The sequence below is a fragment of the Agromyces soli genome (assembly GCF_022811605.1).
GTDB classification, from domain to species: Bacteria; Actinomycetota; Actinomycetes; order Actinomycetales; family Microbacteriaceae; genus Agromyces; species Agromyces soli.
Genome location: NZ_CP094533.1, coordinates 1,212,467 through 1,237,991, shown reverse-complemented (window position 1 = coordinate 1,237,991; position 25,525 = coordinate 1,212,467). Strand labels below are relative to the sequence as shown.

Here is a 25,525-nt window from a genome sequence, read left to right as displayed (position 1 = left end):
TGGGGACGCGCTTCGGCGCGGGTGGATGGGCGGTGCCGCCGGCGCTCGGCCGGCGGCACCCCGGATCATCCGGCCGACCAGTCGGTCCAGCGCTGGACGACCTCGTCCTGGTTCTCGCCCCACCAGGCGTTGTCGATCTGCCAGGAGAGGTCGCGGTGCTCCTGCAGGGACGAGTCCCAGGCGGATGCCGCGGCGTCGAGCTTCGGCGTGGCGGTGAGGTTCGCCGGGCCGTACGCGATCGACTCCGCCCAGACCGTCTGCGGGCCCTGCGAGACGGCGAAGTCGATGAACTGCTGCGCGGCCTCGCGGTTCGGCGAGCCCTTCACGATCGCGAGCGAGGCCCAGTGGTAGGAGTTGTCCTCCCACATGGGCGCGTACGGCGCGCCGTTCTGCACGGCCTCGTAGCCGCGGCCCGACCAGACGAGGATCATGTCGGCGCGCTGCTCCTCCATGATGGCGACCTGCTCGGCGCCGGAGCTCCAGAACACCGTGTCCGCCTTGACCTTGTCGAGCATCTTGAAGGCGCGGTCGTAGTCGAGCGGGTAGAGGTCGTCGGGCGCGACGCCGTCGGCCATCAGCGCGAGCTCGAGGTTGCCCTCGGCCGGGTCGCTGCCCATCGAGCGGGTGCCGGGGAACTTCTCGAGGTCGAAGAAGTCGGCGATCGAGGTGGGCGGGTTGTCGCCGTACTTCTCCTCGTTGTACGCGACCATGTACGAGTAGGTGTCGACGGGCACGCCGCACTTCTCGACGGTGCCGGGCGCGAAGTCCGCCTCGTCGATGTTCGAGAGGTCGAGCTCCTCGAAGAGGGTGCCGCAGTAGGCGGGCACGTCCTGCTGGCCGGCGAGGTAGACGTCCCAGGTGGGGTTGCCGGCCTCGACCATGACCTTGAGCTTGGCGGGGTCGACCGGGCTCTCGACGGTGACGTCGATGCCGGTCTCCTCGATGAACGGGTCGACCATCGACTTCTCCTGCGCCTCCTGGAAGGCGCTGCCGTAGGTCACGAAGGTGAGGCGCTGATCGCCGCCTCCGTCGCCGCTGCCGCCGTCGGCGGGGGTGGAACTGCAACCGGCGAGCAGAGCGACGCCGACGGCGCCCGCGAGCAGGGCCGTCCGGGGGATGGTGCTTCTCATGGTGCTGACTCCTCGTGGTGATGAGTGCTGCGGTGGTGTGGGTCGTGCTGGTGGTGCTGGTCGTGCGGGTGGTGCTGGTCGTGCGTCGGTGGTGCGGTGCCGGCGGCTGCGCCGGCACGTTCGATGGCCTCCAGCTGGTGCGGGAGGAGGTTCTGTTCGGGCGTGTGCAGGTGCCGCCCGTACGGGTCGTGCAGTTCGGTCTCCGACTCGGCCTCGAGCAGGGCGGCGACGACCGCCGCGCCGCAGATCGGGGTGTAGAGCGGCGAGTAGCCGCCCTCCTGGGCGATGACGAGCCGGCCGCCGCAGAGCTCCTCGGCGAGCTCGATCGTGCGGCGGGCGAGGTCGCCGAACGTCGCACTCGTGAGGGCCATCTGGCTGCTCGGGTCGAGGAAGGCGGCGTCGTAGCCGCAGGCGACGACGAGGAGTTCGGGCTGGAAGGCGCGCAGCGCCGGGGCGACGACCCGGTCGAAGGCGGCGAGGTAGGCGCCCTCGCCGCTGCCGGCCGGGAGCGGGATGTTCAGGGTGGCGCCGAGGGCGGCGTCACCGCCGCGCTCTTCGACGGCACCGGAGTCGACCGGGTAGAGCCGGTCCTGGTGCAGGCTGATCGCGAGCACCTCGGGGTCGTCCCAGTAGATCCGCTGCGCCCCGTTGCCGTGGTGCACGTCCCAGTCGACGATCGCGACCCGGCCGAGCCCCTGCCGGGCGCGGGCGAGTTCGAGCGCGATCGGGATGTTCGCGAGCAGGCAGTAGCCGCGGGCCCGGTCGGGCTCGGCGTGGTGCCCGGGCGGCCGAACGAGGGCGTAGGCGCGATCGAGCTCGCCGTCGAGCACCGCGCGCACCGCGGCGGCGACCCCGCCGGCGCTGCGCACCGCGATCTCGTAGGAGCCGTGCCCGAAGCCGGCGAAGTCGCCGAGCTCGCCGCCCGCCCCGGCGGACTGCGCTCGGAACGCGGCGAGGTAGTCGGCCGTGTGCACCCGGGCGAGATCGGCCTCGGCGAGCGCGAGCGGCTCGAGCTGCGTCATCCTGCGGCGCAGGCCGAGCCGCTCGATGAGGTGCAGCAGGCGCCGGCGGGCCTCGGGCGTCTCGAGCTGCACGCCGGGCTCGACGGAGGGGCCGAAGTCGGCCCTGGACTGGTGCCAGAAGCCCGCTTCGTCGGCGACGAGGCCCACGCGACGATGGGTGGATCGGGGCATCCGTTCCCTTTCGGTTCTGGTGCGGCACCGCGCGGGCGCGTGGGCCGCGGCGGTGCGGCGATGGTCGGTCGACACGGCGAGATATCGTCGTGTTTTACAACAACGTTTTATGAAGGGTAGCCTTGGAGCACAGACCCGTCAAGGTCGCTTCCGGACGGTGGTGCACTAGGGTCCAATCAGCCCGCCATGCGGGCGCGCGGAGGGGGATACCGAGATGCCGATCGAGGTGGACGAGAGCGAGCGCCTCGCCGAGATCGCCGACGCCACGGTGGCCGTCGCGAGCGAGCGGGGCACGCGCGCCGTGACGCTGCGGGCCGTCGCGGAGCGCCTGGGCCGGTCGACGGCGTTCATCACGAACTTCGTCCCGTCGCGGGCGCACCTCATGGTGAACGCGCTCGAGCACGCTCAGTCGCACTGGCGCACCGAGCGCGCCTCGCTGCTGCGCGACGCCACCGGTATCGAGCGCCTCGTCGCGGTCGCCCGCTGGATGTGCTCGACGACGCCGGAGGACAACGTGCTCCGCAGCCTCTGGGTCGAGGTCATCGGCGACGTGCGGGGCGACACCCGCCGGGCGTACGACGTCGTCCGCGAGGTCACCGATGCCACCTACCAGGAGTTCGTGTCGAGCGCCGAAGCGACCGATCTCGAGCACCCCGAGTACATCGCCGACATCCTCTACCTCTACTGCCGAGGCTTCCACGTGAAGACGGTCGAAGACCCGGAGGCGTGGACCGACGAGCGCGTCGACGCCTCCCTCGAGGTGCTGCTGCGGTCCCTGCTCGGGCCGCGGCTCGACGCGCTCGCCGGCTGACCGCGGTCGCCCAGCTCTTCCCATCCCCCATCCCCCATCCCCTTCCCATCCCAGGCCCTTCCCATCCCCAGGGGGTCGCTTTCCGGCACGCAGACCGTTCTCGAGCCATCCCCCCGTCGGAATCCGACCCCTTCGGAGGGTGATGGGGGCGGGAGGGCGGCGCGGAGCGCCGCTGGGGCAGCGAGAGCCCACCCCCTAACGGCGGGACACCGCGCGGCCGAGAGTGGAGAGCGGCGGCCGCCCGGTCGCCCCTGCAGCTTCGGGGGATCCATGATCGTCGTGACACGACTGAACGGCAGCAGCTTCGCGCTGAACGCCGACCTCGTCGAGCGCATCCACGCGACCCCCGACACGACGCTCCTGATGGTCGACGGCACGAACTACGTCGTGACGGAGTCCGTCGAAGAGGTCATCGAGCGGATCGTCGAATTCCGCGCCCGCGTGCTCGCCCGCGCGCAGGAGCTCGACCGCGGCACCCCCGCCCCCGTCACCCGCCTGACCCTGGCACCGAAGGCGGACTGACCGTGGACCCCTCCCTGCTCATCGGCCTCGTCCTCGCGTTCGGCTCGCTCTACGCGATGATCACGCTCGAGGGCGCGCACGTCGAAGCGCTCCTGCTCCCCGCGCCGATGGCGCTCGTGTTCGGCGCGACGATCGCCGTCGGCATCGCCGGCGCGACCCTCGGCGACGCGTTCCGCGCGGTGAAGGCCCTGCCCCGCGCCTTCCGCGGCAAGACCGCGAAGCCGCAGGGCACGATCGACCGACTCGTCGAGATCGCCGAGAAGGCGCGGCGCGAGGGCCTGCTCTCGCTGGAGCAGGATGCCTCGGAGACCGACGACCCGTTCCTCCGCAACGCCCTGCAGAACATCGCCGACGGCACCGACGGCGACGAGCTGCGCTCGTTGCTCGAGGAGGAGATCGCCTCCAAGGAGCGCGACGGCATGCAGTCCGCCAAGTTCTACAAGGCGCTCGGCGGCTACGCGCCGACCATCGGCATCATCGGCACCGTCGTCTCGCTCACGCACGTGCTCGAGAAGCTCGACTCCCCCGACACGCTCGGCCCCTCCATCGCGACCGCCTTCGTCGCCACCCTGTGGGGCCTGCTGTCGGCGAACTTCATCTGGCTGCCGATCGGCGACCGGATCGCCCGCCTCACCACGCTCGAAGCCGAGCACATGACCCTCGTCATGGAGGGCGCGCTCGCCGTGCAGGCCGGCAGCCAGCCGCGACTCCTCGGCGAGCGCCTGCGGGCCATCGCCCCGGGCCTGGGGCAGCAGCAAGAGGCGGCATGAGCGCCCGGCGGAAGCGCCGCCAGGCGAACGGCGAGGTCCACAACGACGAGCGCTGGATGGCGTCGTACATGGACATGGTCACGGTGCTCATGTGCATGTTCATCGTGCTTTTCGCCATGTCGACTGTCGACGCGGAGAAGTTCAAGGCGCTCAGCAATTCGCTCGCCACCGGCTTCGGCCAGGAGGTCAGCGACAAGGTGGATGTCTCGGACGGCTTCGTCGTGCCCGCCGACATGCGCAGCGAGGAGACGGAGCAGGAGCCGACGCCGCTCGAGCTGGCGAAGCAGGAGCTGCAGGACCTCGTCGAGATCCGCGACCGCATCGACGCGGGGCTGAAGCAGGCCGGCCTGCGCGACGCGGTCGCCTTCGACATCGACGAGCACGGCCTCATCATCCGCCTCGTCGGGGCCGAGACGTACTTCACCGGCAACAGCGTCGATCTCAGCGAGCTCGCGCAGCGGGTGCTGACGATCGTGGGCGGGGTGCTGAAGACGATCCCGAACGAGATCCGCGTCGAGGGGCACGCGGATCCGCACGGCTCGCCGGGCCCCTTCCCGACCGACTGGGAGCTCGCGAGCGGCCGCGCGGCCCGCGTCGTGCGGTACTTCGTCGAGCAGGGCTCGCTCGCGCCCGAGCGCGCGGTCGCGATCGGCTACGGCTCGGCCAGGCCGATCACGGCGCGCACGGACGAGGCGGGGATGTCGCTGAACCGCCGCGTCGACCTCGTCGTGGTCTCCGACCAGCCCGAGGACGTGCGGGCGCTGCTGCCCGCCCTCTACGACCAGCTCGAGGCGGCGACGACCGCGGGGCGGTAGCGCTGGTTCCCCGAGACCGTGGGCCCGGGCTGGCTCCCCGAGCCCGTCGAGGGGCCGCCCGCTTCGACAGGCTCAGCGAACCAAACGCTTCGACGGGCTCAGCGAACCAAGCGCTTCGACGAGCTCGGCGAACCGGGCTAACCGCGCCGGGGACCGCGACCGATAGTCGGAGTCGTGCTGACGAGAACCGAGGAGCAGGCCGAGACGCCGACGCGCGCCGCCGAGCCCTACGACTTCCGTCGCCCCACGACGCTCGCCCGCGAGCACTCCCGCGTGCTCGAGCTCGCCTTCGAGAGCTTCGCCCGGCAGTGGGGCACGCAGCTCACCGCGAACGTGCGCGCCCGCTCCCAGGCCACGTTCCTGCAGGTCGGCATGCACACCTACGACGACTACGCCGCCTCGCTGCCGCCCGCGACGACGATGGTGCTCTGCCGGCTCGCGGGCGACGAGGCGAAGGCGGTCATCCAGTTCCCCGCCTCGGCCGCGCTCGGCTGGATGACGCACATGCTCGGCGGCTCCGGCGAGCGCATCGAGCCCGAGCGCACCTTCACCGAGATCGAGCAGCAGCTGCTGCGCGCCCTCCTCGACGACCTGCTCGACGACCTGCAGTACTCGCTCGGCCGCGTCCTCCCCGCCCGTCCGGAGTTCGACTCGCTGCACCACACCGCGCAGTTCGCGCAGGCCGCGCCGACGTCGGCGCTGATGATCGTGGCGAGCTTCATCGTGGAGTGCGCCGAGCGCGAGACGACGGCGACCCTGGCCCTGCCGGCCGACGCGGTGCTGCGCGGCCTCGGCGAGTCGAACCCGGTGGTCGCGACCGACCGCGCCCGCAGCCTCGTCGCGGCGCAGATCGAACTGACCCCGGTGCCGCTCGGCGTCGGCCTCGCCCCGGTGCCGGTCACCCCGCACGACATCCTCGAGCTCGCCGTCGGCGACGTGATCCCGCTCGCGCACGCCGCGAGCGAGCCGTTCCTCGTCACGGTCGACGGTCGTGCCGTCGGCCGCGCCGCGATCGGCCGCACCGGCAACCGGCTCGCCTGCACCATCACCGAGACTCTGGAGATCCTCTGATGACCACGACCGCCTCCGCCGCGCTCGCCGCCGACGCCGCCGCCGAGCTCGCCCGCGCCCTGCCGAGCGAGAACGGCTACACGGTCGGCGGCCCGGCGGGCCGGGTTGCGCCCGCGGAGTCGTTCGAGGCGAGCTCGGTCGGCCAGGTCTCGGTCGACGTCGCGGTCGGCTTCCTCGGCGTCGGCACGATCGCCCACGACGGGCTCGCCGTGGAGAACCTCGTGCACCCGGCGCTCGCCGCCGCGGCGCGCGTCTACGGCACGGGCGTGCTCGGCGAGGTCCGCGAGGGCGCCGGGCTCTTCGACGACCCGGACGCGGAGGTCTTCGAGCTGCTCGACGGCGAGACGATCGTCGGCTGGTTCGCCGTGCGGCCGCGCCGCTCGGGTCGTCAGGGCGGCCCGCTCGGGGGCGACCCCGAGGAGCGGCTGAACCGCATCAACGGCGTCGAGATGGCGCTCACGGTCGAGATCGGCCGGACGCGGATGACGGTGCGCGACGTGCTGGGCCTCGAGCCCGGCGCCGTGGTCGAGCTCGACCGCTCCGCCGGCGCCCCCGCCGACATCCTGCTGAACGGCCGCATCATCGCCCACGGCGAGGTCGTCGTCGTCGACCAGGACTACGGCGTGCGGGTCACCCGCATCCTCGACGCCCAGGAGGGCGCCCGCTAGTGGATGCCGTCTTCCTCGTCCTCCGCGTGGTCGTCGCCCTCGGCGTCGTCCTCGCCGTCATCTGGGTGGCGCACCGCCAGCTCAGCCGGCGGCGTTCGGGGTCGAAGAAGGCGAGCCTCGTCCAGGTCGTGGCGCGCCAGTCGCTGTCGCCGAAGGCCTCGGTCGCGATCGTGGATGCCGACGGCCGCCGTCTCGTGCTGGGCGTGACCGAGCACGGGGTGTCGGTGCTGAGCGACCGGCCGGCGCCGGTGCCCGACGCCGAGTTCGACGCGGTGCTCGCCGCCGCCGTCGCCCCCGCCGAGCCGGTGCCCGTCGAGGCATCCGCGCAGCCGTCGGCGGCACGCCGTGAGGACGACGTCCTCGACGGGCTCGACGCCCTCGCCATCTTCGACGAGCCGTCGGCGGACGCCGACGCGCCCGTCACCCGCCGTGCCGCCCTCGCGGCGGCCTCCACCGCACCCGCATCGCACGGATCGCGCCGCGGGTCGATCCTCTCGGCCGAGACATGGAAGCGCTCGCTCGCCGGGGTGAAGGAGGGCCTCGGCATATGACGCGCCCCTCGGCCGGCAGCAGCCGGTCGGGGAAGCCTCTGCGGATCGCCGCCATCGCGGCCGCTTCCATCCTGATCGCGCTCCTCTGGGTCGTGCTCTCCTCCGCAGCCGGCTTCGCCGTGGAGATCGACCCCAACGCCCCCACCCCGCCGAGCGACCCCGTCGCCCCCGTGGATCCCGGGCAGGGCGGCTTCGGCGTGTCCATCAACGGCCCCGACGGCACGCCCTCCTCGGCGATCGTCACCCTCATCGGCATCACCCTGCTCGCCGTCGCTCCGGCGCTGCTGATCATGACGACCTCGTTCACGAAGATCTTCGTGGTGCTCGCGATGGCCCGCAACGCGCTGTCGCTGCCCGCGATCCCGCCGAACCAGGTGCTCGCCGGCCTCGCCCTGTTCCTCTCCTTCTTCGTGATGCAGCCCGTGCTCGCGCAGGTGAACGAGCTCGGCATCCAGCCCTACCTCGCCGGTCAGCTCGACGCGAGCCAGGCGTTCGAGGCGGGCGTCGCGCCGCTGCGCGACTGGATGCTGTCGTTCACCCGCGAGGAGGACCTCGCCCTGATGACCAGGGCCGCGGGGCTCCCGAACCCCGCCGACCCCTCGGCGGTCGATCTGTGGACGCTGATCCCCGCCTTCGTCATCTCGGAGCTCCGCTCGGCGTTCATCATCGGCTTCGTCGTGTTCGTGCCGTTCCTCGTCATCGACCTCGTCGTCTCGGCGGTGCTGATGTCGATGGGCATGATGATGCTGCCGCCGGTGATGATCTCGCTGCCGTTCAAGATCCTGCTGTTCATCCTCGTCGACGGCTGGGGCCTGCTCGCCACGACCCTCGTCTCCAGTTACCGGGGAGGCTGAGTGGACACCGCCGCCGTCCTCGACATCGGCCTGCAGGGCCTCCTCGTCGCCGCGAAGCTCGGTGCGCCGGCGCTGCTCACCGCGCTCGTCGTGGGCTTCGCGATCTCGCTGCTGCAGTCGATCACGCAGATCCAGGAGGTGACGCTGTCGTTCGTGCCGAAGGCGGTGGCCGTCGGCATCGCGCTCGTCGTCTGCGGGCACTGGATGATCAGCGAGATCGTCGCCTTCACGCTCGGCCTGTTCGAGCGCATCCCGAGCCTCGTGGGGGCCGGCTGATGGACTTCGCCTTCGACCCCGCCTGGCTCGAGGCCGTGATGCTCGCGAGCGTGCGGATGGCGGCCTTCCTCGTGATCGCCCCGCCGTTCTCGAACCGTGCCGTGCCGATGCGCGTGAAGGCGGGACTCGCGCTCGCGCTCGGGCTCGCCGTGTCGCCCGCCGTGGTGCCCGGGTACACGCCGCCCGACGGTGCCGGCTTCCTCGGCGCCCTCATCGCCGAGGTCGGCACGGGAGCGCTGCTCGGCTTCCTCGTCTACGCCGTGTTCAGCGCGATCCAGTCGGCCGGCGGGCTGCTCGACCTCTTCGGCGGCTTCCAGCTCGCGCAGGGCTTCGACCCGCAGTCGATGGTGCAGGGCGCCCAGTTCGCCCGCTTCTTCAACCTCGCGGCGATCGCGCTGATGGCCGCCTCGGGCGCGTACCTCGTGGTGCTGATGGGCATGTTCCAGTCGTTCGACGCGATCCCGCTCGGCGTCGGCATCGACGTGGCCCGCTCGGCGGAGTCCGCGGTCGACGCGGCGAGCGGCATCCTCGTCTCCGCGGCGCAGATCGCCGGGCCGCTGCTCGTCGTGCTGTTCCTCGCGGACGCGGGCCTCGGCCTGCTGACCCGCGTCGCGCCCGCCCTGAACGCCTTCGCGATGGGCTTCCCGCTGAAGATCCTGCTGACGCTCGCCCTCGCCGGCACCGTCTTCGTCGCCCTCCCCGGCGTCGTCGACGCGCTCACGGAGACCGCGATCGGCGCGATGCGGAAGGGGTGGTGAGCGATGAGCGACGTCGGTGAGCGCAGCGAGCAGGCGACGGACAAGCGGATGCGCGAGGTGCGCCGCGAGGGCAAGCTGCAGCGCTCGCAGGACCTCACGGCCTGGGTCGGCATCGGGGCGATCGCGGTCGTGCTCCCGGCGACGATCGCGGTCGGGACGGATGCCGCGGTCGCGCAGTTCCACCTCGTGGCGGACGTCGCCGCCGCCCCCTCGGGCGCCGCGGCGACCCAGGCGCTCGAAGCCGGCTTCGCCTCGATGCTGCCGACGCTCGGCCTCGCGTTCGTCGTCGTCTCGATCGTCGTGCTCGCCGCGGCGGTGCTGCAGGGCGGCGTGCACTTCCGGCGCAAGTTCTGGCGCTTCGAGCAGTTCGACCCGGTGAAGGGCGTCGGCCGGGTGTTCGGCTTCCAGGCGCTCTGGCAGGGCGCGAAGGCGCTCGCGAAGACGGCGATCCTCGGCATCGTGCTGTGGTCGGTCGTGCAGTCCCTGATGCCGATCCTCGCCGGCGCGGGCGGCCTGCCGCTCACCACCGTGCTGCAGGCCGCCTCGGACGGGGTCGCCGCCCTCGTCGTCACCGCCGTCGCGGTGGGCCTCGTGCTCGCCGCGCTCGACGTGCTCGTCGTGCGCCGCCGCAACCGCAAGCACACGATGATGACGAAGAAGGAGGTGCGCGACGAGGCGAAGCACACCGACGGCGACCCGCTCGTGAAGTCGCAGCGCCGCTCCCGGCAGCTCGCCATGAGCCGCAACCGGATGATCTCCGCGGTGGCCGACGCGAGCGTCGTCGTCGTGAACCCCACCCACGTCGCCGTCGCCCTCCGCTACGAACCCGGCCGCAGCGCGCCCCGCCTCGTCGCGAAGGGCAAGGGGCACATCGCCGCCCGCATCCGCGAAGAGGCCGAGCGCGCCGGCGTGCCGATGGTGCGCGACGTGCCGCTGGCCCGCGCCCTGCACGCCGCGTGCCGGCTCGGCGAGGAGATCCCCGTCGAGCTCTACCAGGCCGTCGCCGTCGTGCTCACCTTCGTGCAGGCCCTCCGCCGCCGCGGCAGCGTCGCGGGCGTGCACGCCATGACCACCATGACCCCCGCCGGAGGTGTCGGATGAACCGCAGGCTCTCCATGATCGCGGTGCCGCTCGGCGTCGTCGGCATCCTGCTGCTGCTGATCGTGCCCGTGCCCGCCTGGATGCTCGACGCCCTCATCGTCGTGAACATCCTCTTCGCGCTCGTCATCCTGCTGACGACGATGTTCGTGAAGAAGCCGCTGGACTTCTCGGTGTTCCCCTCGCTGCTGCTCGTGGCGACCCTGTTCCGGCTGGGCCTCAACGTCGCCTCGACCCGCCTCGTGCTCGGCGAGGGCTACGCGGGGCAGGTCATCGCGGCCTTCGGGCACGTCGCGGTCGGCGGTTCGATCATCATCGGCGCGGTCGTGTTCCTCATCCTCGTCGTCATCCAGTTCGTCGTCGTGACGAAGGGCGCCGAGCGCGTCGCCGAGGTCGGCGCGCGCTTCACGCTCGACGCGATGCCCGGCAAGCAGATGGCGATCGACGCCGACCTGAACGCGGGGCTCATCACCGAGACCGAGGCCCGCCGTCGACGCGAGGAGGTCTCGGCCGAGGCCGACTTCTACGGCGCGATGGACGGCGCCTCGAAGTTCGTCAAGGGCGACGCGATCGCCGGCATCGTGATCATCCTGATCAACATCATCGGCGGCATCACGATCGGCATGGTGCAGCGCGGCATGGAGATCGGCGACGCGCTGAACACCTACACGCTGCTCACCATCGGCGACGGCCTCGTCACCCAGATCCCGGCGCTGCTCATGGCGGTGTCGACGGGCATGGTCGTCACCCGCTCCAACAGCGAGACCGACATGGGCGACAGCGCGGCGGCGCAGCTCATGCAGTCGCGCACGGCGCTCGGCATCGCGGCGGGCGCCGCGGTGCTGATGGGCTTCATCCCCGGGATGCCGATCCTGCCGTTCCTCGGCGCCGGCATCGTGCTCGCCATGCTCGCCCAGCGGGTGCGCACGAGGGAGCGCACCGCCGAGCAGCAGGCGCGGGCGGACGAGATCGAGGCCGCGGCGCCCCGCGCCGAGACGACGGAGGACATCCTCGCGCAGGCCCGGGTGCACGCCCTCGAGATCGGCCTCGCCACCGATCTCGTCGACCTCGTGAACGGCTCGGCCGACGACCTCCTGGCCCGGGTGAAGGCGCTGCGGCGCAAGCTCGCGATGGAGATGGGCTTCGTCATCCCCCCGGTGCGCACGCGCGACAGCGTCGAGCTGCCGCCGTCCACCTACTCGATCCGCGTCGCGGGCGTCGAGGTGGGCCGCGGGCAGGCGCCGCCCGGCCGCGCCCTGGCGCTCGGCGACCACCTGGAGTCGCTGCCCGGCGAGCCGACGATCGAACCGGTGTGGGGGCTCGCCGGCAAGTGGGTGCCGACGGAATCGCGCCGCAACGCCGAGCTGCTCGGTGCGACCGTGATCGACCGCGTGTCGGTCATCGTGACGCACCTCTCCAGCATCGTCGGCGATCACGCCGCGCGCCTGCTCAGCCGCGAGGACGTGCGCGTGCTCACCGAGGGCGTGCGGGCCGAGAACCCGGCCGCCGTCGAGGAGCTCACGCCGACCCCGCTGTCGCTCGCGGAGGTGCAGCGGGTGCTGCAGGGCCTCCTCGCCGAGCGGGTGCCGATCACCGACCTGCCGCGCATCTACGAGGCCGTCTCGCTGCGCGCGAAGACGACGACCGACCCGGAGCTGCTCGTCGAGGCCGCCCGCGACGCCCTGGGCGCGGTGCTGCCGGCCGCCTTCGCCGACGACGGCGTGCTCCGCGTGGTGATGATCGACCCGATGCTCGAGCAGCGCATGCTCGAGGGGCTGCGGCCGAGCGAGCACGGCAGCCAGATCCTGCTGCCGCCCGAGACGATCGAACGCGTGCTCACGGGCGTGCGCGACCGGATCCGTTCGGCGGAGGCCGAGGGCGGCCGGGCGGTCCTCGTCTGCGCTCCCGCGCTGCGGCCCGCCGTGCACCGGCTGGTCGCGGCGCAGTCGCCGGGGACCCCGGTGCTCTCCTACCAGCAGGCGTCCGCGGGCGCCGCCACCATCGAGACCGTGGGGGTGATCCGGAGCGATGCCGAGCTTCCGGCGTAAGGCGGCCAGCCTCGAGGAGCTGCGCATGCAGGTGCTCCTCGCCTACGGGCCCGAGGCCCGCATCACCGAGGCGACCCGGGTCACCCGCAAGGGGCTCGGCCGCTTCCTCGCCCACGAGGAGATCGAGGCGACCGTCATCGTGCCGGACGACGCGGCGCCCGCGGGCGGGATCGCCCCCGAGCGCGTCGACCGCGCGGGCATCGCGGCGCTCCTCGCCGATGCGGACCGGGCGGACGGCGGCTCGGGCCCCGGCGGCCCCTCCGCCACCCGCGCAGCCGCAGCGATCGAGCCGGCCGCCGGCCCGCAGGCCTCGACGTCGAGCCGGGCCTTCGCGACGCTGCTCGCCGACGTCGAGCGGGCGATCGCGGTGCCGCCGCTCGCGGGTCAGGCAGCCGCACCGGCGACGGCACCGGCGGCGGATGCCCCGGGCGACGGCGTCGCGCCCGCGCCCACCGCGACCGACGACGCCGAGGACCGCCCGATCGTCCTCGAGGCCGTGCGCTCGTCGCTCGTGGAGCTCGAGGCTCCCGGCATCCCGCTCGTCGCCGACCGGGCCTCGGCCGGCGACTTCGTGCTCGTGCTCGGCCTCGGCGACGACGCCGAGACGGCGGCGCGCGGACTCATCGGCCAGGCGGCCGGCGCCCCCCTGCTGTTGCACGGCCGCGCGGCGGACGCCGAAGCCGACGTGCCCGACCGACGTGCGGCGCTCGCCGCGCGGATGCGCGCCGTCGAGCAGCACGCCGCCGTCGTGCTCGCGGTCTCGGTCGGGCTCGACGACGACCTCGCCCGGCTCGCCGAGCTCCGGCCGGACGAGGTCTGGGCGGCCGTCGACGTCAGCCGTCGCACCGACGACACGGCGTACTGGCTCGCCCGGGTGGATGCCGCCCTGCCGATCTCGGCGCTCGCCGCCGTCGGCACGGAACGGACGAGGCATCCGCTCGACGTCTCGCGCTTCGGCCCCCGGATCGGATGGCGTCAACCGCAGAACCGGTGACTGCCGCGCATGATGGTGGTGAGGCCGCCGGGGAGTCTGCGGCCAGGAGGAGTGAAGCAGGGATGCTGGTACTGACCCGCAAGTCGAACGAGCGCGTGCTCATCGGCGACGACATCGTCATCACGGTGCTGGAGGTGCGGGGCGACAGCTCCGTGCGGCTCGGCATCGAGGCGCCGCGCGATCGGCGCATCCAGCGCGAGGAGATCGTCGTCGGCGTGAGCGACGCGAACCGCGAGGCCGCCGTGGTCGGCGCGGGCGCCGAATCGGAGCTGCTCAAACTGCTCGGTCGCTGAGCCCGCCGAGCGAAGGGACGGATGCCGTCGCGGCATGCGCGACGATCCCGAACGTTCGGGTCATCCGAGGTCGCATCCGCCCCTTCTCCGATGGCGCGTCGGCCACGCATCGGGTCGCGCGCAGTTCGGAATGCCAGCAGAACGGCGCCGGGACAGCACTCTCGGCGCCCGAACTGCGCCTCGCACAGCATATGGGCCACCAAGGCTCCAGCGCCACGGGCAGTTCGTCCCGCGGTGCCCCGGCCCGCCCCACCCCGGCCGCCCCCGCCCCGGCCTCCGGCCCACCGAAAGGGTCGGTTCGCGACATCCTCATCGGGCTCCGGCCGTGGCGCTGCCGGAATTCGACCCCCTCGAGGGACGGAGGGGGCTGGCGAGGGGCGGGGATGGAGAAGGCGGGGACGCCGCAGGCTCAGGCGGCGGCGAGCACCTCGGCGAGCGGGGCGCGGAGCGGCCAGTCGCCCCGATCGAGGATGGTCTGCCGTGCGCGCCCGTCCGCGGCGACCACGATCGGCGCCTGCAGGTTGACGGTCGTCGGCGCCGCCGAGGGGTTCACCACGACGTAGACGGCGGGCTCGGCGTCGCCGAGCTCGTCGAGGTCGATGCGGGGCACGATCGGGTGGTAGCCGGGCAGATGCAGCGCGGCGTCCAGCAGGTAGAGACGCGCGTCGCCCGACGCCGCGCGGAGGGCGAGCAGCCCCGGCGCGCCGTCGACCGCGGCGAGCTCGAAGTCCGTGTCGGCGAGCCCGAAGGGCGGGGCGAGGAAGGTCAGTCGGGTCATCGCAGGAAGTCCATCAGGGTCGGGCGCACGGCGCGGGCGGTGGCGGCGAGCGCGGCCTGGTGCGCGATCTCGCTCGTCGAGAGCTCGATGGCGGCGGTGGCCACGTCGATGTCCTCGAGCCGGCTGCGGGTCGCCTCGAGGTCGATCTTCTGCGCGAGGTTGCGGTCGACCGACTCGAGCACGGTCGCGTGCCGGGCGCCGGCCGCGGCGTGCGCGTCGAGCACCGCCGATCGGTGCACGTCGAGCGCGCTGAGCTCCCCGCCGACCGGGGTGCCCGCCCGGAGGCCGGCGGCGATGCGGTCGATGGTGGCGAACACGGAGTCGGCGCCCACGCCGAAGACGCTCGAGCCGTCGACGTCCACGCGGACCGTGGTGCCCGCGTCGACGCGGCGCTCCACCGTGCCCGCCCCGCCGGAGAACGCGTAGCTCGCATCGAAGGCGGGCTGGTCGGAGGTGCCGGCGAACACCTGGCGCCCCGCGTAGCTCGAGTTCGCCTGGGCGAGCAGCAGATCGCGCACGGCGTCGAGCTCGGCGGCGATGGCGTCCTTCTGCGTCTGCGAGAGGGCGCCGTCGTTCGCGCCCTGCAGGGTGAGGTCGCGGGCCCGGCCGAGCAGCGAGGTCGTCGACTGGAGGGCGGAGTCGATCGTCGAGAGCCAGGCGTTGCCGTCCTGGATGTTGCGCGAGTACTGCAGGTTCGCGCGCTGCTCGGCGCGCACCTGCATGGCCCGTGCGGTCGCCGCGGGGTCGTCGGAGGGCTTCGTGATGGCCTTGAAGTCGGTCGCACGCTGCTGCGCCCTGGCCAGCTGGGATGCCGCGAGCTGCAGGTTGCGCGCCGAGGACTGCGCGATGGACATCGTGGTGACGCGGTTCATCATGGCTTACCTCCCGACCACGCCGGTCCGGGTGATCAGCACTTCGAGCATCTCGTCGATCGCGGTGAACACGCGCGCCGCCCCCTGGTAGGCGGTCTGCGCGGTGACGAGCGCGAGGTTCTCCTCGTCGAGGTCGACCGCGGACTCCGACTGCTGGCGGCCGACGGCGTCGACGAGGCCGAGCGCGGCGACCTGCGCACGCGAGGACTCCGCGCCGGAGGCGATGCCGACCTTCCCGACGAAGGAGCCCCAGACCTCGTCCGGCGAGCCCGCCGCCCGGCCGATGCCGGCGATGCGGTCGGCGATGGTGCCGTCCTTCGCACCGGCGCCGGGGAGGGCGGCGGCGATGCCCGAGACGTCCGTCGGGACGACGCGCAGGCCGAGCGCGGCCGGCACGCCCGGGTCGAAGGCGAAGAAGTCGAGGCCGGTCGTGCCGTTCGGCGTCGCGCCGGTGCGGTGCACGGCGTTCACCTGCTCGGCGAGCGCCGTCGCGACCGCGTCGTAGGAGGCGAGCGCCTCGTTCAACGAGCCGCCGGTGCCGCCGGAGGCCGGCGCGAGCATGGAGAGCGCACCGGCGAGCTCGCCGCCGTCGAGGTCGATGGCGGTTCCCGGCCGGCGCTCCCACTGCACGGAGACCGCGCCGGTGCCGCCCGGGGTCGTCGGCCCCGCGAGCACGAGCCGGTTGGCGGTCGTGCCCGTGACGATCGGGTTGCCGGCGACGAGCACGTCGACGGTGCCGTCGCCGCGGTCGTACACCTGGCCGCCGGCGATCGAGGCGAGGTCGGCGGCGACGCGGTCGCGCTCGTCGAGGAGCTCGTTGACCTGCCCGCCGGCGAGCGTGGAGCGGCGGATGGTGTCGTTCAGCTCGGCGACCCGGGCGGCGGCGTGGTTGACCTGGTCGACCATCGTCGAGGCATCCTTCCGCAGCGCCGTCCACTGCGAGGAGACCGCGCGGGAGCCGTCGGCGATGCGCGCGGCGAGGGTGGCCGCCTGCTGCAGCACGACGGCCGCCGCCGCGCCGTCGCCGGCGGCGTTGCCGAGATCCTGCCAGGATGCCCAGAACTCCTGCATGCGGGCGGAGAGGCCGTCCTTGCCCGGCTCGCGGAGGCCGGTCTCGAGCGTCTCGAGCGCGGCCGCGCGGGTCGCGTGGTAGCCGGAGCTCGCGGAGGCCTCGCGCACCCCCTCGTTCAGCATCTCGTTCGCGAGGCGGGCGATGCCGGTGACCATGACGCCCTGCCCGGGGCCGGGGCGCGAGAGTGCGAGCACGCCGATGGGGCCCGCGACCGGAGAGGAGGCGAGCTCCGCGCGCTGGCGCGTGTAGCCGGGCGTCTTCACATTCGCGATGTTCTGGCCGGCGACGTCGACGGCGGTGCGCGCGGCGTTCAGGGCGGTGTGGCTGGTGTTCAGCCCGCCGAAGGTGCTCATCAGGTCTCCTCGTCCACCAGGGTGGCTTCGACGACGTCCCGGGCGAGGCCGCGGGCGTCGTAGGTCGTGGTGCCGCGCCGGGCGGCATGCTGGGCGACTCCGGCGGGCCGGGCGGCCTGCTTGAGCAGCTGCTCGTTCGCGTCGCGGAGCTCGCTGATCTCGCCGGTCACCTCGCGGAGGGCCGCGAGGTGGGCGAGCAGGATGTCGCGCCAGACCTCGTCGCCGACGGTGTCGGCGAGCTCCTGGAGCGTCGCCTCCGCGGGGAGCTGCAGCTCCTCGGCGACCTCGGCGGACTCGACGGCGCGCGCCAGCCCGACCTCCTTGAGGCGGGCGGTGAGGAACTCGATCTCGTGCGCCGCGCGGCCGAGCCAGCGACGGCGGTCGGTGGCGAGCAGGAGGCGCTCCACCTCGAGCTTGTAGAGCAGCACGTCGAGCAGCTCCCGCTCGCGCCAGAGCACGGCGGAGAGTTCGTGCAACGACATGCGGACCGCCTCTCCTCGATGCATCCGACTATCGGCCGTGCGCCCGCCCGCGGTAAGCGATCCGGCCGTTCCCCTTTCCGACTTGCCCGACTTTCATGAAAGTCGGGCAAGTCGGCACAAAGGCGGACCGTGCCGCGCATGTATCTCTTGCCGGGATGTCCGCACTAATGAGGACACCGCTGAGGACACCGATTCGGCGGCCCCGGCGGGTGGACCCGCACCCGCTGCACACACGATCCAGGGCCCGCGAGGGCCGAACCCGAGGAACGAGCACGATGCCAGCAGAACAGACCACGACCGCCCCGCACCCGTCGGAGGGGTGGACCGAGCGCCGCGACCACACCGACGGCGTCTCCTATTGGCGCCGCGGCGAACGGCACCGCGCCGTCGGCTGGGCGGTCGACCGCGCCGGCGTCCGCGAGGCCTGGCTGTTCGGCCGGCGCATCCCGACGCCCGCGCACCCCGAGGAGCTGTGCTTCGCCGGCCAGGCCGCGGACGGCGTGCTCGAGTGGCACGACGAGGCGGGCCGGGTGCGCGTGCTGCGCTGGACCACCGCCGGCGGCGTCGAGGAGACCCGGTATCTCGGCGAGAACGGGGCGCCCGAACCGCACCCGGGCGGCTACCACCGCGTCCGCGTGCTGCGCACCGGCGAGCGCCGCTACTACGAGGAGACGGCCGGCGGCCCTCGCCTGCACCGGCTCGACGGCCCGGCGCTCGAGGACGCCGGCAGCGCGCGCCGGTCCCGCTGGCTCGAGCACGGCGCTCCCGTCGCCTCGCCCGAGGAACTGCTGAACGAGGCGAAGCGCCGTGCGATGGCCGCCTGGAACCGGGGCGTCGACGCCCCGGCGCACGTGCTCGCGGAGGCGGATGCCGAGCGGATCGCCGCGGTCGTCGCGGCCGAACCCGACTGCGAGCTCGCGTGGGAGCTGTCGATCGCGTTCCCGACGCCGTGGATCGCCGGGATGCGACGCGCCGGACTCGCCGAGCGTCCCCCAGTCCGGGGGTGAACCGGGCGGGCCCCTCCGCGTCACCGACCCCCTGCTTGCCCGGAAACACGCCGATCCGCCGGGGGTGAGAGCGCGCTCTCGAAGCGGATTCGTCAGGGCCCCTTCCTCCCTCCTTGCCCAAGCTGTGCAATGGCTGTGAGAATCGCCGCAGCGGCCGGTGTTCCGGCGTTCGGATTCGGGTTCCGAATGTCTCCGGTCGCCTCGGCGACCGCGGGGGCGGTCGCCGTGGCGTGCGCGCAGCGCCGCCGGATTCGGGGTATGGAATGGGCGACGACAGCTCGGCGCCGACGCAGTACGCGTCGGGTCCTGGCCTGGCCGTCGCGTGCCCGCGCCACGACGCGCCGACCCCGCACAGGCCGATCCCGACGCCGCGGCACGGCGTCGCCCTGCACGACGGCGACGACGAGTGGGAGGCACGCGTCGCGCGGCTGCGCGAGCATCTCGCCACGACGGGGCGACCGCCGCGGGATGCCGCGAACGCCCCCGAGACGGAGCGCGCCACCGCCCGCTGGCTGAAGCGGCAGCGCGAGCTGCTCCGGGCCGGCGCGCTGCCCGAGCGTCGGCTCCGCCACCTCGACTCGCTCGTGCCCGGCTGGCGCGACCCCCGCGGCACCGACTGGCACGGTACGGCCGTCGCTGTCGGGCTGCACCTCGCGGAGACGGGCGCCTACCCCGCCCCGAGCGCGCACGACGCCGCCGAACGACGCCTCGCCACCTGGCTGCGCACGCAGCGGCGGGCGGAGGCATCCGGCCGTCTGGCGCCGGACCGGCTCGCCTGGCTGGAGCTGAACCTGCCGAGCTGGCGGCGCCCCGCCGACGAGGACTGGGACGACACCGCCGCGGCGGTCGCCGGCTTCATCGCCGAGACCGGCCGCTTCCCGCGCGAGGCGGCCACCGGCGAGCCGTTCGAGCGCCGACTGGCGGGTTGGCTCCGTCGGCAGCGCGAGGCCGCGGCCGACGATCGACTGGACGACGAGCGTCGTCGGGCACTGGACGACGCAGTGCCCGGCTGGCTCGACCCGGCCGCCGCGCGGTGGACCCGCACCGCGCGGCGACTCGCCGGCTGGGTGGCGGCGCACGATCGCCTGCCCGCGAAGCACGCCGCCGACCCCCTCGAGCGCCGACTCGGCGAGTGGCTCGCCGGGCAACGCCGACTCGCGGCCGCCGGTTCGCTTCCCGCGGTGCGGGCGGCCCGGCTCGACCGGTCGGTGCCGAGCTGGCGCGAGCGGCCGGATGCCGCGTGGCGCCGCCGCCTCGACGAGCTCGTCGCCTTCATCGCAGACGCCGGCCGCGCCCCGGCGCGCACGAACGGCGCCGGCGACGACGAACGCCGCGCCGCCGCATGGCTCGCCGAGCAGCGCACGGCGGCCCGTGCGGGCAGTCTGAGCGGCACCCGCCGCGCCGCGCTGGACGCCACGGTCGTGGGCTGGTTCGACGACGAGCGAGAGTGGCGGCAGCAGGCCGACCGGCTCGCCAGCCGGCTCGCGCTCGGGGCCGGAGCGCCCGCGAGCCGGGCCGAGGACCCCGAGGAGCGCTCGCTGGCCAGGTGGCTGCAGCGGCAGCGCAGTCTCGCCGTCGCCGGCGAGCTCGACGAATCGCGCGAGCGCTGGCTCGACCGCCAGCTGCCCGGCTGGCGGGACCACCGGCTGAACGCCTGGGAGCACACCGCCGTCCGCCTCCTCGCCTTCCGCGCCGAGCACGATCGGCTGCCGGCCCGCGGAGCCGAGGCGACCGCCCTCGAGCTCGAGCTCGGCGTCTGGCTGAACAATCAGCGCTCGGCGGCCCGCCGCGGCGGCCTGAGCGCGGCGCGCGAGCGGTGGCTCGACTCCCGCATCCCGGAGTGGCGCGATCCGCGCCTGGCGAGCTGGCTGCGCCGCGCCGCGGAGCTCGCCGCCTACGTCGCGGAGCGCGGCCGGCTGCCCTACGAGCGGTCGACCGTCGAACGGTCCCGCCGGCTGGGCACCTGGCTGCAGACGCAGCGGCGCGCGCACCGCGACGGCGCGCTCGACGCCACCCGCATCGCCTGGTTGGACGCGAACGCCCCGGGCTGGGCCGGTGAGGGCAGTGGCCCGCGGCCGATCCCGCCCTCGGAGCCCGCGACGCCCCAGCGCGTGCCCGGCGACCGTCGCCCCGGCGACGACGACGGCCTGCCGCGCATCGCCTAGCACGCCCCGCGCGTGGCGGGGCCCGGCGCGCTACGGCCGCAGCAGGACCTTCACCGCGCGACGCTCGTCCATCGCGGCGTACGCCTCGGCGGCCTCCTCGAGCGGCAGCTCGAGGTCGAAGACGAGCCCCGGGCGGATGGCGCCGGAGCGCACGTCGGGCAGCAGCTCCTCGATGTAGCCGCGCACCGGCGCGACGCCGCCGTTCACGCCGACGTTCGTCTCGAACAGCCGGCGCACGGGCAGCTCGGGTCCCCCGTTCGGTACCCCGACGTACCCGACCATGCCGCCGGGGCGGGCCGAACGGATCGCCTGGTCCATCGACTCCTTCGTGCCGACGCACTCGAGCACCCGGTCGGCGCCGATCCCGCCGGTGAGCTCGCGGACCGCCTCGATGCCGGCGTCGCCGCGCTCGGCGACGATGTGCGTGGCGCCGAACTCCCGGGCGAGTGCCTGCCGCTCGGGGTGCCGGCTCATCGCGATGATCGTCGTCGCGCCGAGCCGCTTCGCGGCGATCACGGCGCAGAGGCCGACCGCGCCATCGCCGACGACCGCGACCGCGTCGCCCGGGCCGACCCCTGCGGAGACGGCGGCGTGGTGGCCGGTGCCCATGACGTCCGAGAGCGTCAGCAGACCCGGCACCTCCTCGTCGGCGACGGGTCCCGGCACGACGGCCAGCGTGCCGTCGGCGAGCGGGACCCGCACGCGCTCGCCCTGCGCCCCGTCGGCGAAGCCGCCGTCGCGGTCGGCGGAGCCCCACCAGCCGCCGTGCAGGCAGGAGGTGGACACCCCGTTGCGGCAGTTCGCGCAGCTGCCGTCGCAGACGTAGAACGGGGCGATCACGAAGTCGCCCGGGCGCACCCGCTCGACCTGGTCGCCGACCGCCTCGACGACGCCGACGAACTCGTGCCCGATCCGGCGCGGCTCCCGGGTCGGCGTCACGCCGCGGTACGGCCAGAGGTCGGAGCCGCAGACGCAGGCGGCCACCACCCGCACGATCGCGTCGCGGCCGGTCGACAGCACGGGGTCGGGCACGGCCTCGACGCGGATGTCACCGGGGCCGTGGATCAGAGTGGCGCGCATGAGGGCGAGCCTACGCCCTCATGCGCGCACCGTCGGCGCCGCGGCTCAGGCGCTCCGGCGGCGGCGCACCGCGAGCAGCACCAGCAGCGCGAGCCCCGCGAGGATGCCTCCCGCGGCGAGCAGCATCGGCAGCAGCGTGTCGACGCCGGTGTGGCTGAGGCCGCCGCCCGGCGTGCCGCCGTTCCCGCCATCACCGCCGTCGCCGGGCACCGGCGCAGGCACCACGAGGCGGGTCTCCGCCGCGAGCAGGCGAACCGAGCCATCCGCTCCGACGCCGCTCGCCGCGAGCGCGTGCTCGCCGGCCGCGAGCGTCTCTGGGATGGTGACCTCCGCCGAGAAGGCGCCCGAGGCGTCGGCGACGGCGGAGCCGAGCGGGGTGAGCGTCGAGTAGACGCCGAGCGCGATCGGCGCGCCGGGCAGGAAGCCCTCGCCGGAGACCGTGAGCGTCTGGCCGCGACGGAGCTCGGCGGGCACGCCGTCGAGCTCGCCGTCGACGGTGGCGGGCAGCTGCGACGGCAGGGCGACCTCGTCGGTCACGGTGAGCGAGAACTCGAGCACGTCGTCACCGTAGGTGTTCTGCGCGGTGAGTTCGATCGCCGAGGTCGCGGCGTCGTCGAGGGCCGGCGTGCCGCTCAGCGTCGCGGTGCCGTCGCCGTGGTCGACGAGGGTGAGCCAGGCGGGGAGGCCGCTCGCGGTGATCGCGGCGGTGGGATGGCCCGTGACCGAGACGTCGATCGAGCGGACCGCGCCGGGCAGCACCGTCACATCGGACTGCGTCGCGAACACCGGGGCCTCGCCGACGGCGAGCGTCGCCTCGGCACTGGTGGCCTGGCCCGCCGCGTTCGTGAAGACCGCCCGGTAGCGGGCGCCGTCATCGCCGAGGCCCGCGGTGAGCGTCAGCGTCTCGTCGGTCCCGCCGGCGACCGCCTGCCAGCTGGCGCCGCCGTCGCCGGAGCGCTGCCACTGCACGCCGGGGGCGGGGGAGCCGCTCGCCACCGCGGTGAGCTCGAGCTCGGTGCCGGCCACGACGGATGCGCCGATGGGGTCCTTCGTCACGACCGGCGCCTCGTTCACGACGAGATGGACGAGCTGACGGTGCCCGCCGAAGGCGTTCGAGACGAGGAGGTCGACCTCGACCATGCCGCCCGCCCCGGCCGGCGGAGTGCCGACGAGTTGCTGGGAGCCGACCGGGCCGATGAGGCCCAGCCAGGTGGGTACGGCGCCGTCGAAGCGCACCGGTCCGGCGGCGGGGTAGCCGCTGTCGACGGTGATCGGCACGGCACCGGCCTCGCCGACCGTGAAGGTCGCGGTGGCCGGACTCGTGATCTCGGGCGCGACGCCGACGACCAACTGGATCGTCTGGTGCAGCGCGTCGACGCTGTTCTCCACGTCGATGCGGGTCGTGTAGAAGCCCGCGTCGGCGGGGGCGGCTGTGCCGTGCAGCCGGACGCGCCCGTTGCCGAGGTCGGTGAGGCTGATGCCGGTCGGCAGCGAGGAGTTCTCGAGCGCCGTCACGGTCGGGACGGGGGAGCCGGAGAAGACGAGCGTCTCGTCGATCGTCGTACCGGCCGCCACCGAGTAGAGGATCGGGCCCGAATAGACGGGCCCCGCCACCACGGTGAGCGTGAAGACCTGCGTCGTCGTTCCGACCGCATTGCTGAGCGAGATCACGAACTGGTGCGTGCCGCCCGCGCTCCGCGGCGGCGTGCCGACGAGTCGCGTCCCGCCGTCGGTGGTCACGCTGAGCCAGGCCGGGGCGTCGATGAGCTCCGGCGCCCCGGTCGTGGCGGGGTACCCCGGCGAGAAGAGGATCGGGAAGCTCTGCTCGGTCCCGTCCGCCGTGAAGCTCGCGCTGTCGGCGCTCGTGATGGCGGGCGGGGCCGTCACGGTGATGGTGAAGCCCGTGACGGTGACGCCGAAGCGGTTCGCGGCCCGCAGCTGCACCGGGAAGGCACCCGACACGGTCGGGGTGCCGCTGAGCTTCGCCGTACCGTCGAGCTGGTCGGTGAGCGTGAGCCCGGCCGGGAGGCTTCCGGTGGCGAGGCTGATCTCCGGCGCAGGGTCGCCCACGGCGGTGACCGTGACGTCGGCGGCCTGCGAGGTCGGAAGCGTCAGCGCGGTCGAGCCGCTGAAGCTCGGCACCTCGCCCACGGCGATCACGAGCGTCTGCGTCGCCGTCGCGCCGTTCTGCGCACGGAGCCCGATCGAGTACTCGCCCGCGGTGCCCGCGGCCGCGGTGCCGGTGATCCGGGCGCTGCCGTCCGGGCCGGCGGTGAAGACGAGGCCGTTCGGCAGCGTTCCCGACACCTGGCTGATCACGGGGGCGGGCGAGCCGACGGCGGTGATGCCGAAGTCGGTCGGGAAGCCGATCGTCGCGACGAGCTCGTCGGGGCTCGTGAATGCGGGGATCGCGGTCACGTCGATCGCGATGGGGACGGATGCCGCGTCGAGCGTCAGGGCGGCGCCGCCGGTGCCGCCCGTGGGACCAGCGGTGAAGACGCCGGAGACCACCCCGTTCACGATCGCGGCGGAAGCGGGCGAGACGACGGAGCCGGCGGGGCCGTTCGCGGTCCAGGCGGCGGACACGCCCGTGAACGCGGTGAGCCTGCCCGCGGGCACCCCGAGGCCCGCGGAGTCGACGAGGAGCGAGCCGGTGAGCTGGGAGGTCGTGCCGGAGTTCACGGCCGAGGGGGACGCGACGGCGGTGAGCTTCAGCTGCGGCGCGGCGGTGCCGTCCGCGATCGAGGCGATGTCGCACGGCGCGGCCGTCGGTGCGGTGTTGCAGCCCCACCAGTTGCGGCTCGCGTCGACGGAGCTCGAGCCATCCGCGCGGAACGCCGCCCCGCCGGTGTTGCCGGCGATGCGGTTGTACTGCGCGGTGACCGCGCCGCCCTTGGCGTCCATGGCGGCACCGCTCGCGGAGCCGCCCTGCACGGCGTTCCCGGTGAACGTGCTCGCCGTGATGGTGGCCGGGCCGGACAGTTGACGGACCGCGCCGCCGAGGGTCGGGGAGTTGTCGCTCGTCGTGACGCGGTTGCCGCTGAACGTCGACCCGCTGATCTCGACCGCCGCACCCTTGGCGTCGTAGGCGACGGCGCCGCCGCCGTTGACGAGCTGGCCGGCCGCGACGACCGTGTTGTCCCGGAACGCCGAGCCGGTGATCGTGAAGGACTGGTCGGCGGGCGAGTCGAAGGCCTCGTAGTAGACCGCGCCGCCGGCTGCGGTGCCGGCGGTGTTCTGCTCGAACAGCGAGTCCTCGATGGTGAGGCTGCCGCCCATGACCTGCACCGCGCCGCCCGGGGCGAGGGAGCCGGCCGCCGAACGGTTGTCGCGGAAGACGGCGTCGCGGATGACGAGTTCGTCCAGGGCGGCTGCTTCGCCGGAGCCCGCGATGATCGCGCCGCCGCCGAACTCAGCGTCACGGCCGCCGCGGAAGGTGAGCCGTTCGAGCGTCACGGAGACGCCGCCGCCCACCTCGGGGTCGACGCTCAGCAGTTGGGTCGAGCCGTTGCCGATGATCGCGGCCTCGCCCGAGGACGGGCCGGTGACCGTGATGTCGGCACCGGGTGCCGTGCCGAGCTTGAGCGCGCCGCCCGCGCCGAGCTGGTAGTCGCCGGCGGGCACCGAGATCTGCTGCGCCCCGCCGAGGTTGTTCGCCACGCAGAAGGCGTTGCGGAGCGTCACCGGGTCCGCCGTCGTCGTCACCGTGTCGTTTCCGCAGGCGTTGTTCGTGTCGCCGTCGGCGGTGGTCGTGACGGTGATCGCATCGGCGGCGTACGCCGGGGGCGAGACGAGCAGCCCGCCGGCGAGCAGTGCAGCGATGGAGAGCGCCGCTGCGGCACTCCGGACGTGTCCAGCCCGCAA

24 protein-coding genes are annotated in these 25,525 nt (G+C 73.8%); 16 read left to right on the top strand and 8 right to left on the bottom strand.

The window, feature by feature from the left end; translation table 11 throughout:
- Positions 1-65 precede the first annotated feature (65 nt).
- Positions 66-1,130: a polyamine ABC transporter substrate-binding protein gene (locus MTP13_RS05905; protein WP_243570153.1), complete on the bottom strand. Its 1,065-nt coding sequence runs from the start codon at positions 1,128-1,130 to the stop codon at positions 66-68.
- A complete protein-coding gene (locus tag MTP13_RS05900; RefSeq protein WP_243570152.1) occupies positions 1,127-2,323 on the bottom strand; it encodes a class II histone deacetylase in 1,197 nt (398 codons plus the stop codon). Before MTP13_RS05900 ends, MTP13_RS05905 begins: the two co-directional genes overlap by 4 nt.
- A 214-nt stretch (positions 2,324-2,537) precedes the next feature.
- Between MTP13_RS05900 and MTP13_RS05895 the strand changes: the two genes are divergently transcribed.
- From MTP13_RS05895 to MTP13_RS05830, 14 genes are all read left to right on the top strand, one after another.
- The gene (locus MTP13_RS05895; protein ID WP_243570151.1) at positions 2,538-3,134 is read left to right on the top strand and encodes a TetR/AcrR family transcriptional regulator; all 597 of its coding nucleotides are present in this window, start codon (positions 2,538-2,540) and stop codon (positions 3,132-3,134) included.
- 270 nt (positions 3,135-3,404) lie between these two features.
- The gene (locus MTP13_RS05890) at positions 3,405-3,656 is read left to right on the top strand and encodes a flagellar FlbD family protein (protein ID WP_189084192.1); all 252 of its coding nucleotides are present in this window, start codon (positions 3,405-3,407) and stop codon (positions 3,654-3,656) included.
- Positions 3,657-3,658: 2 nt separating this feature from the next.
- Positions 3,659-4,426, top strand: a complete 768-nt coding sequence (locus MTP13_RS05885; RefSeq protein WP_243570150.1) for a motility protein A — start codon at positions 3,659-3,661, stop codon at positions 4,424-4,426.
- Positions 4,423-5,241: an OmpA/MotB family protein gene (locus tag MTP13_RS05880; RefSeq protein ID WP_243570149.1), complete on the top strand. Its 819-nt coding sequence runs from the start codon at positions 4,423-4,425 to the stop codon at positions 5,239-5,241. Before MTP13_RS05885 ends, MTP13_RS05880 begins: the two co-directional genes overlap by 4 nt.
- Before the next feature lie 174 nt (positions 5,242-5,415).
- A complete protein-coding gene (locus tag MTP13_RS05875) occupies positions 5,416-6,312 on the top strand; it encodes a flagellar motor switch protein FliM (RefSeq protein WP_243570148.1) in 897 nt (298 codons plus the stop codon).
- Complete coding sequence (gene fliN / locus MTP13_RS05870; RefSeq protein ID WP_243570147.1) at positions 6,312-6,980, top strand: flagellar motor switch protein FliN; 669 nt, start codon at positions 6,312-6,314, stop codon at positions 6,978-6,980. Before MTP13_RS05875 ends, fliN begins: the two co-directional genes overlap by 1 nt.
- Positions 6,980-7,531 (top strand): FliO/MopB family protein, encoded by a 552-nt coding sequence (locus MTP13_RS05865; protein ID WP_243570146.1) that lies wholly within the window; start codon positions 6,980-6,982, stop codon positions 7,529-7,531. The genes fliN and MTP13_RS05865 overlap by 1 nt, the downstream gene beginning before the upstream one ends.
- Positions 7,528-8,385 carry a flagellar type III secretion system pore protein FliP gene (gene fliP, locus MTP13_RS05860; protein ID WP_189084187.1) on the top strand — a complete coding sequence of 286 codons (858 nt, stop codon included), beginning with the start codon at positions 7,528-7,530 and terminating at the stop codon, positions 8,383-8,385. The genes MTP13_RS05865 and fliP overlap by 4 nt, the downstream gene beginning before the upstream one ends.
- Positions 8,386-8,661, top strand: coding sequence for a flagellar biosynthetic protein FliQ (locus MTP13_RS05855; protein ID WP_189084186.1), 276 nt, complete (start codon positions 8,386-8,388; stop codon positions 8,659-8,661).
- The gene (locus MTP13_RS05850) at positions 8,661-9,419 is read left to right on the top strand and encodes a flagellar biosynthetic protein FliR (protein WP_189084185.1); all 759 of its coding nucleotides are present in this window, start codon (positions 8,661-8,663) and stop codon (positions 9,417-9,419) included. The genes MTP13_RS05855 and MTP13_RS05850 overlap by 1 nt, the downstream gene beginning before the upstream one ends.
- A 3-nt stretch (positions 9,420-9,422) precedes the next feature.
- Entirely contained in the window at positions 9,423-10,520 is a 1,098-nt protein-coding gene (locus MTP13_RS05845; RefSeq protein WP_243570145.1) for an EscU/YscU/HrcU family type III secretion system export apparatus switch protein, read from the top strand.
- Positions 10,517-12,565 (top strand): flagellar biosynthesis protein FlhA, encoded by a 2,049-nt coding sequence (flhA, locus tag MTP13_RS05840; RefSeq protein ID WP_243570144.1) that lies wholly within the window; start codon positions 10,517-10,519, stop codon positions 12,563-12,565. The genes MTP13_RS05845 and flhA overlap by 4 nt, the downstream gene beginning before the upstream one ends.
- A gap of 25 nt (positions 12,566-12,590) precedes the next feature.
- On the top strand, positions 12,591-13,559 hold the full coding sequence (locus MTP13_RS05835; RefSeq protein WP_243570143.1) for a hypothetical protein: 969 nt from the start codon (positions 12,591-12,593) through the stop codon (positions 13,557-13,559).
- 62 nt (positions 13,560-13,621) lie between these two features.
- Positions 13,622-13,852, top strand: coding sequence for a carbon storage regulator (locus tag MTP13_RS05830; RefSeq protein ID WP_243570142.1), 231 nt, complete (start codon positions 13,622-13,624; stop codon positions 13,850-13,852).
- 409 nt (positions 13,853-14,261) lie between these two features.
- Here the strand turns inward: MTP13_RS05830 and MTP13_RS05825 are convergent, their stop codons facing one another.
- From MTP13_RS05825 to flgN, 4 genes are read right to left on the bottom strand one after another with little or no spacing between them, the layout of a single operon-like run.
- Positions 14,262-14,630, bottom strand: coding sequence for a flagellar assembly protein FliW (locus MTP13_RS05825; protein WP_243570141.1), 369 nt, complete (start codon positions 14,628-14,630; stop codon positions 14,262-14,264).
- A complete protein-coding gene (gene flgL, locus MTP13_RS05820; protein ID WP_243570140.1) occupies positions 14,627-15,505 on the bottom strand; it encodes a flagellar hook-associated protein FlgL in 879 nt (292 codons plus the stop codon). Before flgL ends, MTP13_RS05825 begins: the two co-directional genes overlap by 4 nt.
- Positions 15,506-15,508: 3 nt before the next feature.
- Positions 15,509-16,927 (bottom strand): flagellar hook-associated protein FlgK, encoded by a 1,419-nt coding sequence (gene flgK, locus MTP13_RS05815; RefSeq protein WP_243570139.1) that lies wholly within the window; start codon positions 16,925-16,927, stop codon positions 15,509-15,511.
- Entirely contained in the window at positions 16,927-17,409 is a 483-nt protein-coding gene (gene flgN / locus MTP13_RS05810; protein ID WP_243570138.1) for a flagellar export chaperone FlgN, read from the bottom strand. Before flgN ends, flgK begins: the two co-directional genes overlap by 1 nt.
- A 275-nt stretch (positions 17,410-17,684) precedes the next feature.
- Here flgN and MTP13_RS05805 point away from each other — a divergent pair, with 275 nt between their 5' ends.
- Both MTP13_RS05805 and MTP13_RS05800 read left to right on the top strand, forming a co-directional pair.
- Positions 17,685-18,416 (top strand): hypothetical protein, encoded by a 732-nt coding sequence (locus MTP13_RS05805; RefSeq protein ID WP_243570137.1) that lies wholly within the window; start codon positions 17,685-17,687, stop codon positions 18,414-18,416.
- Between the two features lie 263 nt (positions 18,417-18,679).
- Entirely contained in the window at positions 18,680-20,581 is a 1,902-nt protein-coding gene (locus MTP13_RS05800) for a helicase associated domain-containing protein (RefSeq protein WP_243570136.1), read from the top strand.
- A gap of 30 nt (positions 20,582-20,611) precedes the next feature.
- Here MTP13_RS05800 and MTP13_RS05795 read toward each other — a convergent pair whose 3' ends face one another.
- Both MTP13_RS05795 and MTP13_RS05790 read right to left on the bottom strand, forming a co-directional pair.
- On the bottom strand, positions 20,612-21,661 hold the full coding sequence (locus tag MTP13_RS05795) for a zinc-dependent alcohol dehydrogenase family protein (RefSeq protein ID WP_243570135.1): 1,050 nt from the start codon (positions 21,659-21,661) through the stop codon (positions 20,612-20,614).
- 45 nt (positions 21,662-21,706) lie between these two features.
- Positions 21,707-25,525, bottom strand: coding sequence for a beta strand repeat-containing protein (locus tag MTP13_RS05790; protein WP_243570134.1), 3,819 nt, complete (start codon positions 25,523-25,525; stop codon positions 21,707-21,709).

Bases quoted from the DNA above. Each gene is read 5' to 3' on its own strand.
- MTP13_RS05895 (WP_243570151.1), top strand. From the start codon at position 2,538: ATGCCGATCGAGGTGGACGAGAGCGAGCGCCTCGCCGAGATCGCCGAC.
- flgK (WP_243570139.1), bottom strand. From the start codon at position 16,927: ATGAGCACCTTCGGCGGGCTGAACACCAGCCACACCGCCCTGAACGCC.
- MTP13_RS05800 (WP_243570136.1), top strand. From the start codon at position 18,680: ATGGGCGACGACAGCTCGGCGCCGACGCAGTACGCGTCGGGTCCTGGC.
- MTP13_RS05900 (WP_243570152.1), bottom strand. From the start codon at position 2,323: ATGCCCCGATCCACCCATCGTCGCGTGGGCCTCGTCGCCGACGAAGCG.
- MTP13_RS05805 (WP_243570137.1), top strand. From the start codon at position 17,685: ATGCCAGCAGAACAGACCACGACCGCCCCGCACCCGTCGGAGGGGTGG.
- MTP13_RS05835 (WP_243570143.1), top strand. From the start codon at position 12,591: ATGCAGGTGCTCCTCGCCTACGGGCCCGAGGCCCGCATCACCGAGGCG.
- flgN (WP_243570138.1), bottom strand. From the start codon at position 17,409: ATGTCGTTGCACGAACTCTCCGCCGTGCTCTGGCGCGAGCGGGAGCTG.
- flhA (WP_243570144.1), top strand. From the start codon at position 10,517: ATGAACCGCAGGCTCTCCATGATCGCGGTGCCGCTCGGCGTCGTCGGC.
- MTP13_RS05825 (WP_243570141.1), bottom strand. From the start codon at position 14,630: ATGACCCGACTGACCTTCCTCGCCCCGCCCTTCGGGCTCGCCGACACG.
- MTP13_RS05795 (WP_243570135.1), bottom strand. From the start codon at position 21,661: ATGCGCGCCACTCTGATCCACGGCCCCGGTGACATCCGCGTCGAGGCC.
- MTP13_RS05890 (WP_189084192.1), top strand. From the start codon at position 3,405: ATGATCGTCGTGACACGACTGAACGGCAGCAGCTTCGCGCTGAACGCC.
- fliP (WP_189084187.1), top strand. From the start codon at position 7,528: ATGACGCGCCCCTCGGCCGGCAGCAGCCGGTCGGGGAAGCCTCTGCGG.
- fliN (WP_243570147.1), top strand. From the start codon at position 6,312: ATGACCACGACCGCCTCCGCCGCGCTCGCCGCCGACGCCGCCGCCGAG.
- MTP13_RS05905 (WP_243570153.1), bottom strand. From the start codon at position 1,130: ATGAGAAGCACCATCCCCCGGACGGCCCTGCTCGCGGGCGCCGTCGGC.
- MTP13_RS05850 (WP_189084185.1), top strand. From the start codon at position 8,661: ATGGACTTCGCCTTCGACCCCGCCTGGCTCGAGGCCGTGATGCTCGCG.
- MTP13_RS05830 (WP_243570142.1), top strand. From the start codon at position 13,622: ATGCTGGTACTGACCCGCAAGTCGAACGAGCGCGTGCTCATCGGCGAC.
- MTP13_RS05880 (WP_243570149.1), top strand. From the start codon at position 4,423: ATGAGCGCCCGGCGGAAGCGCCGCCAGGCGAACGGCGAGGTCCACAAC.
- flgL (WP_243570140.1), bottom strand. From the start codon at position 15,505: ATGATGAACCGCGTCACCACGATGTCCATCGCGCAGTCCTCGGCGCGC.
- MTP13_RS05845 (WP_243570145.1), top strand. From the start codon at position 9,423: ATGAGCGACGTCGGTGAGCGCAGCGAGCAGGCGACGGACAAGCGGATG.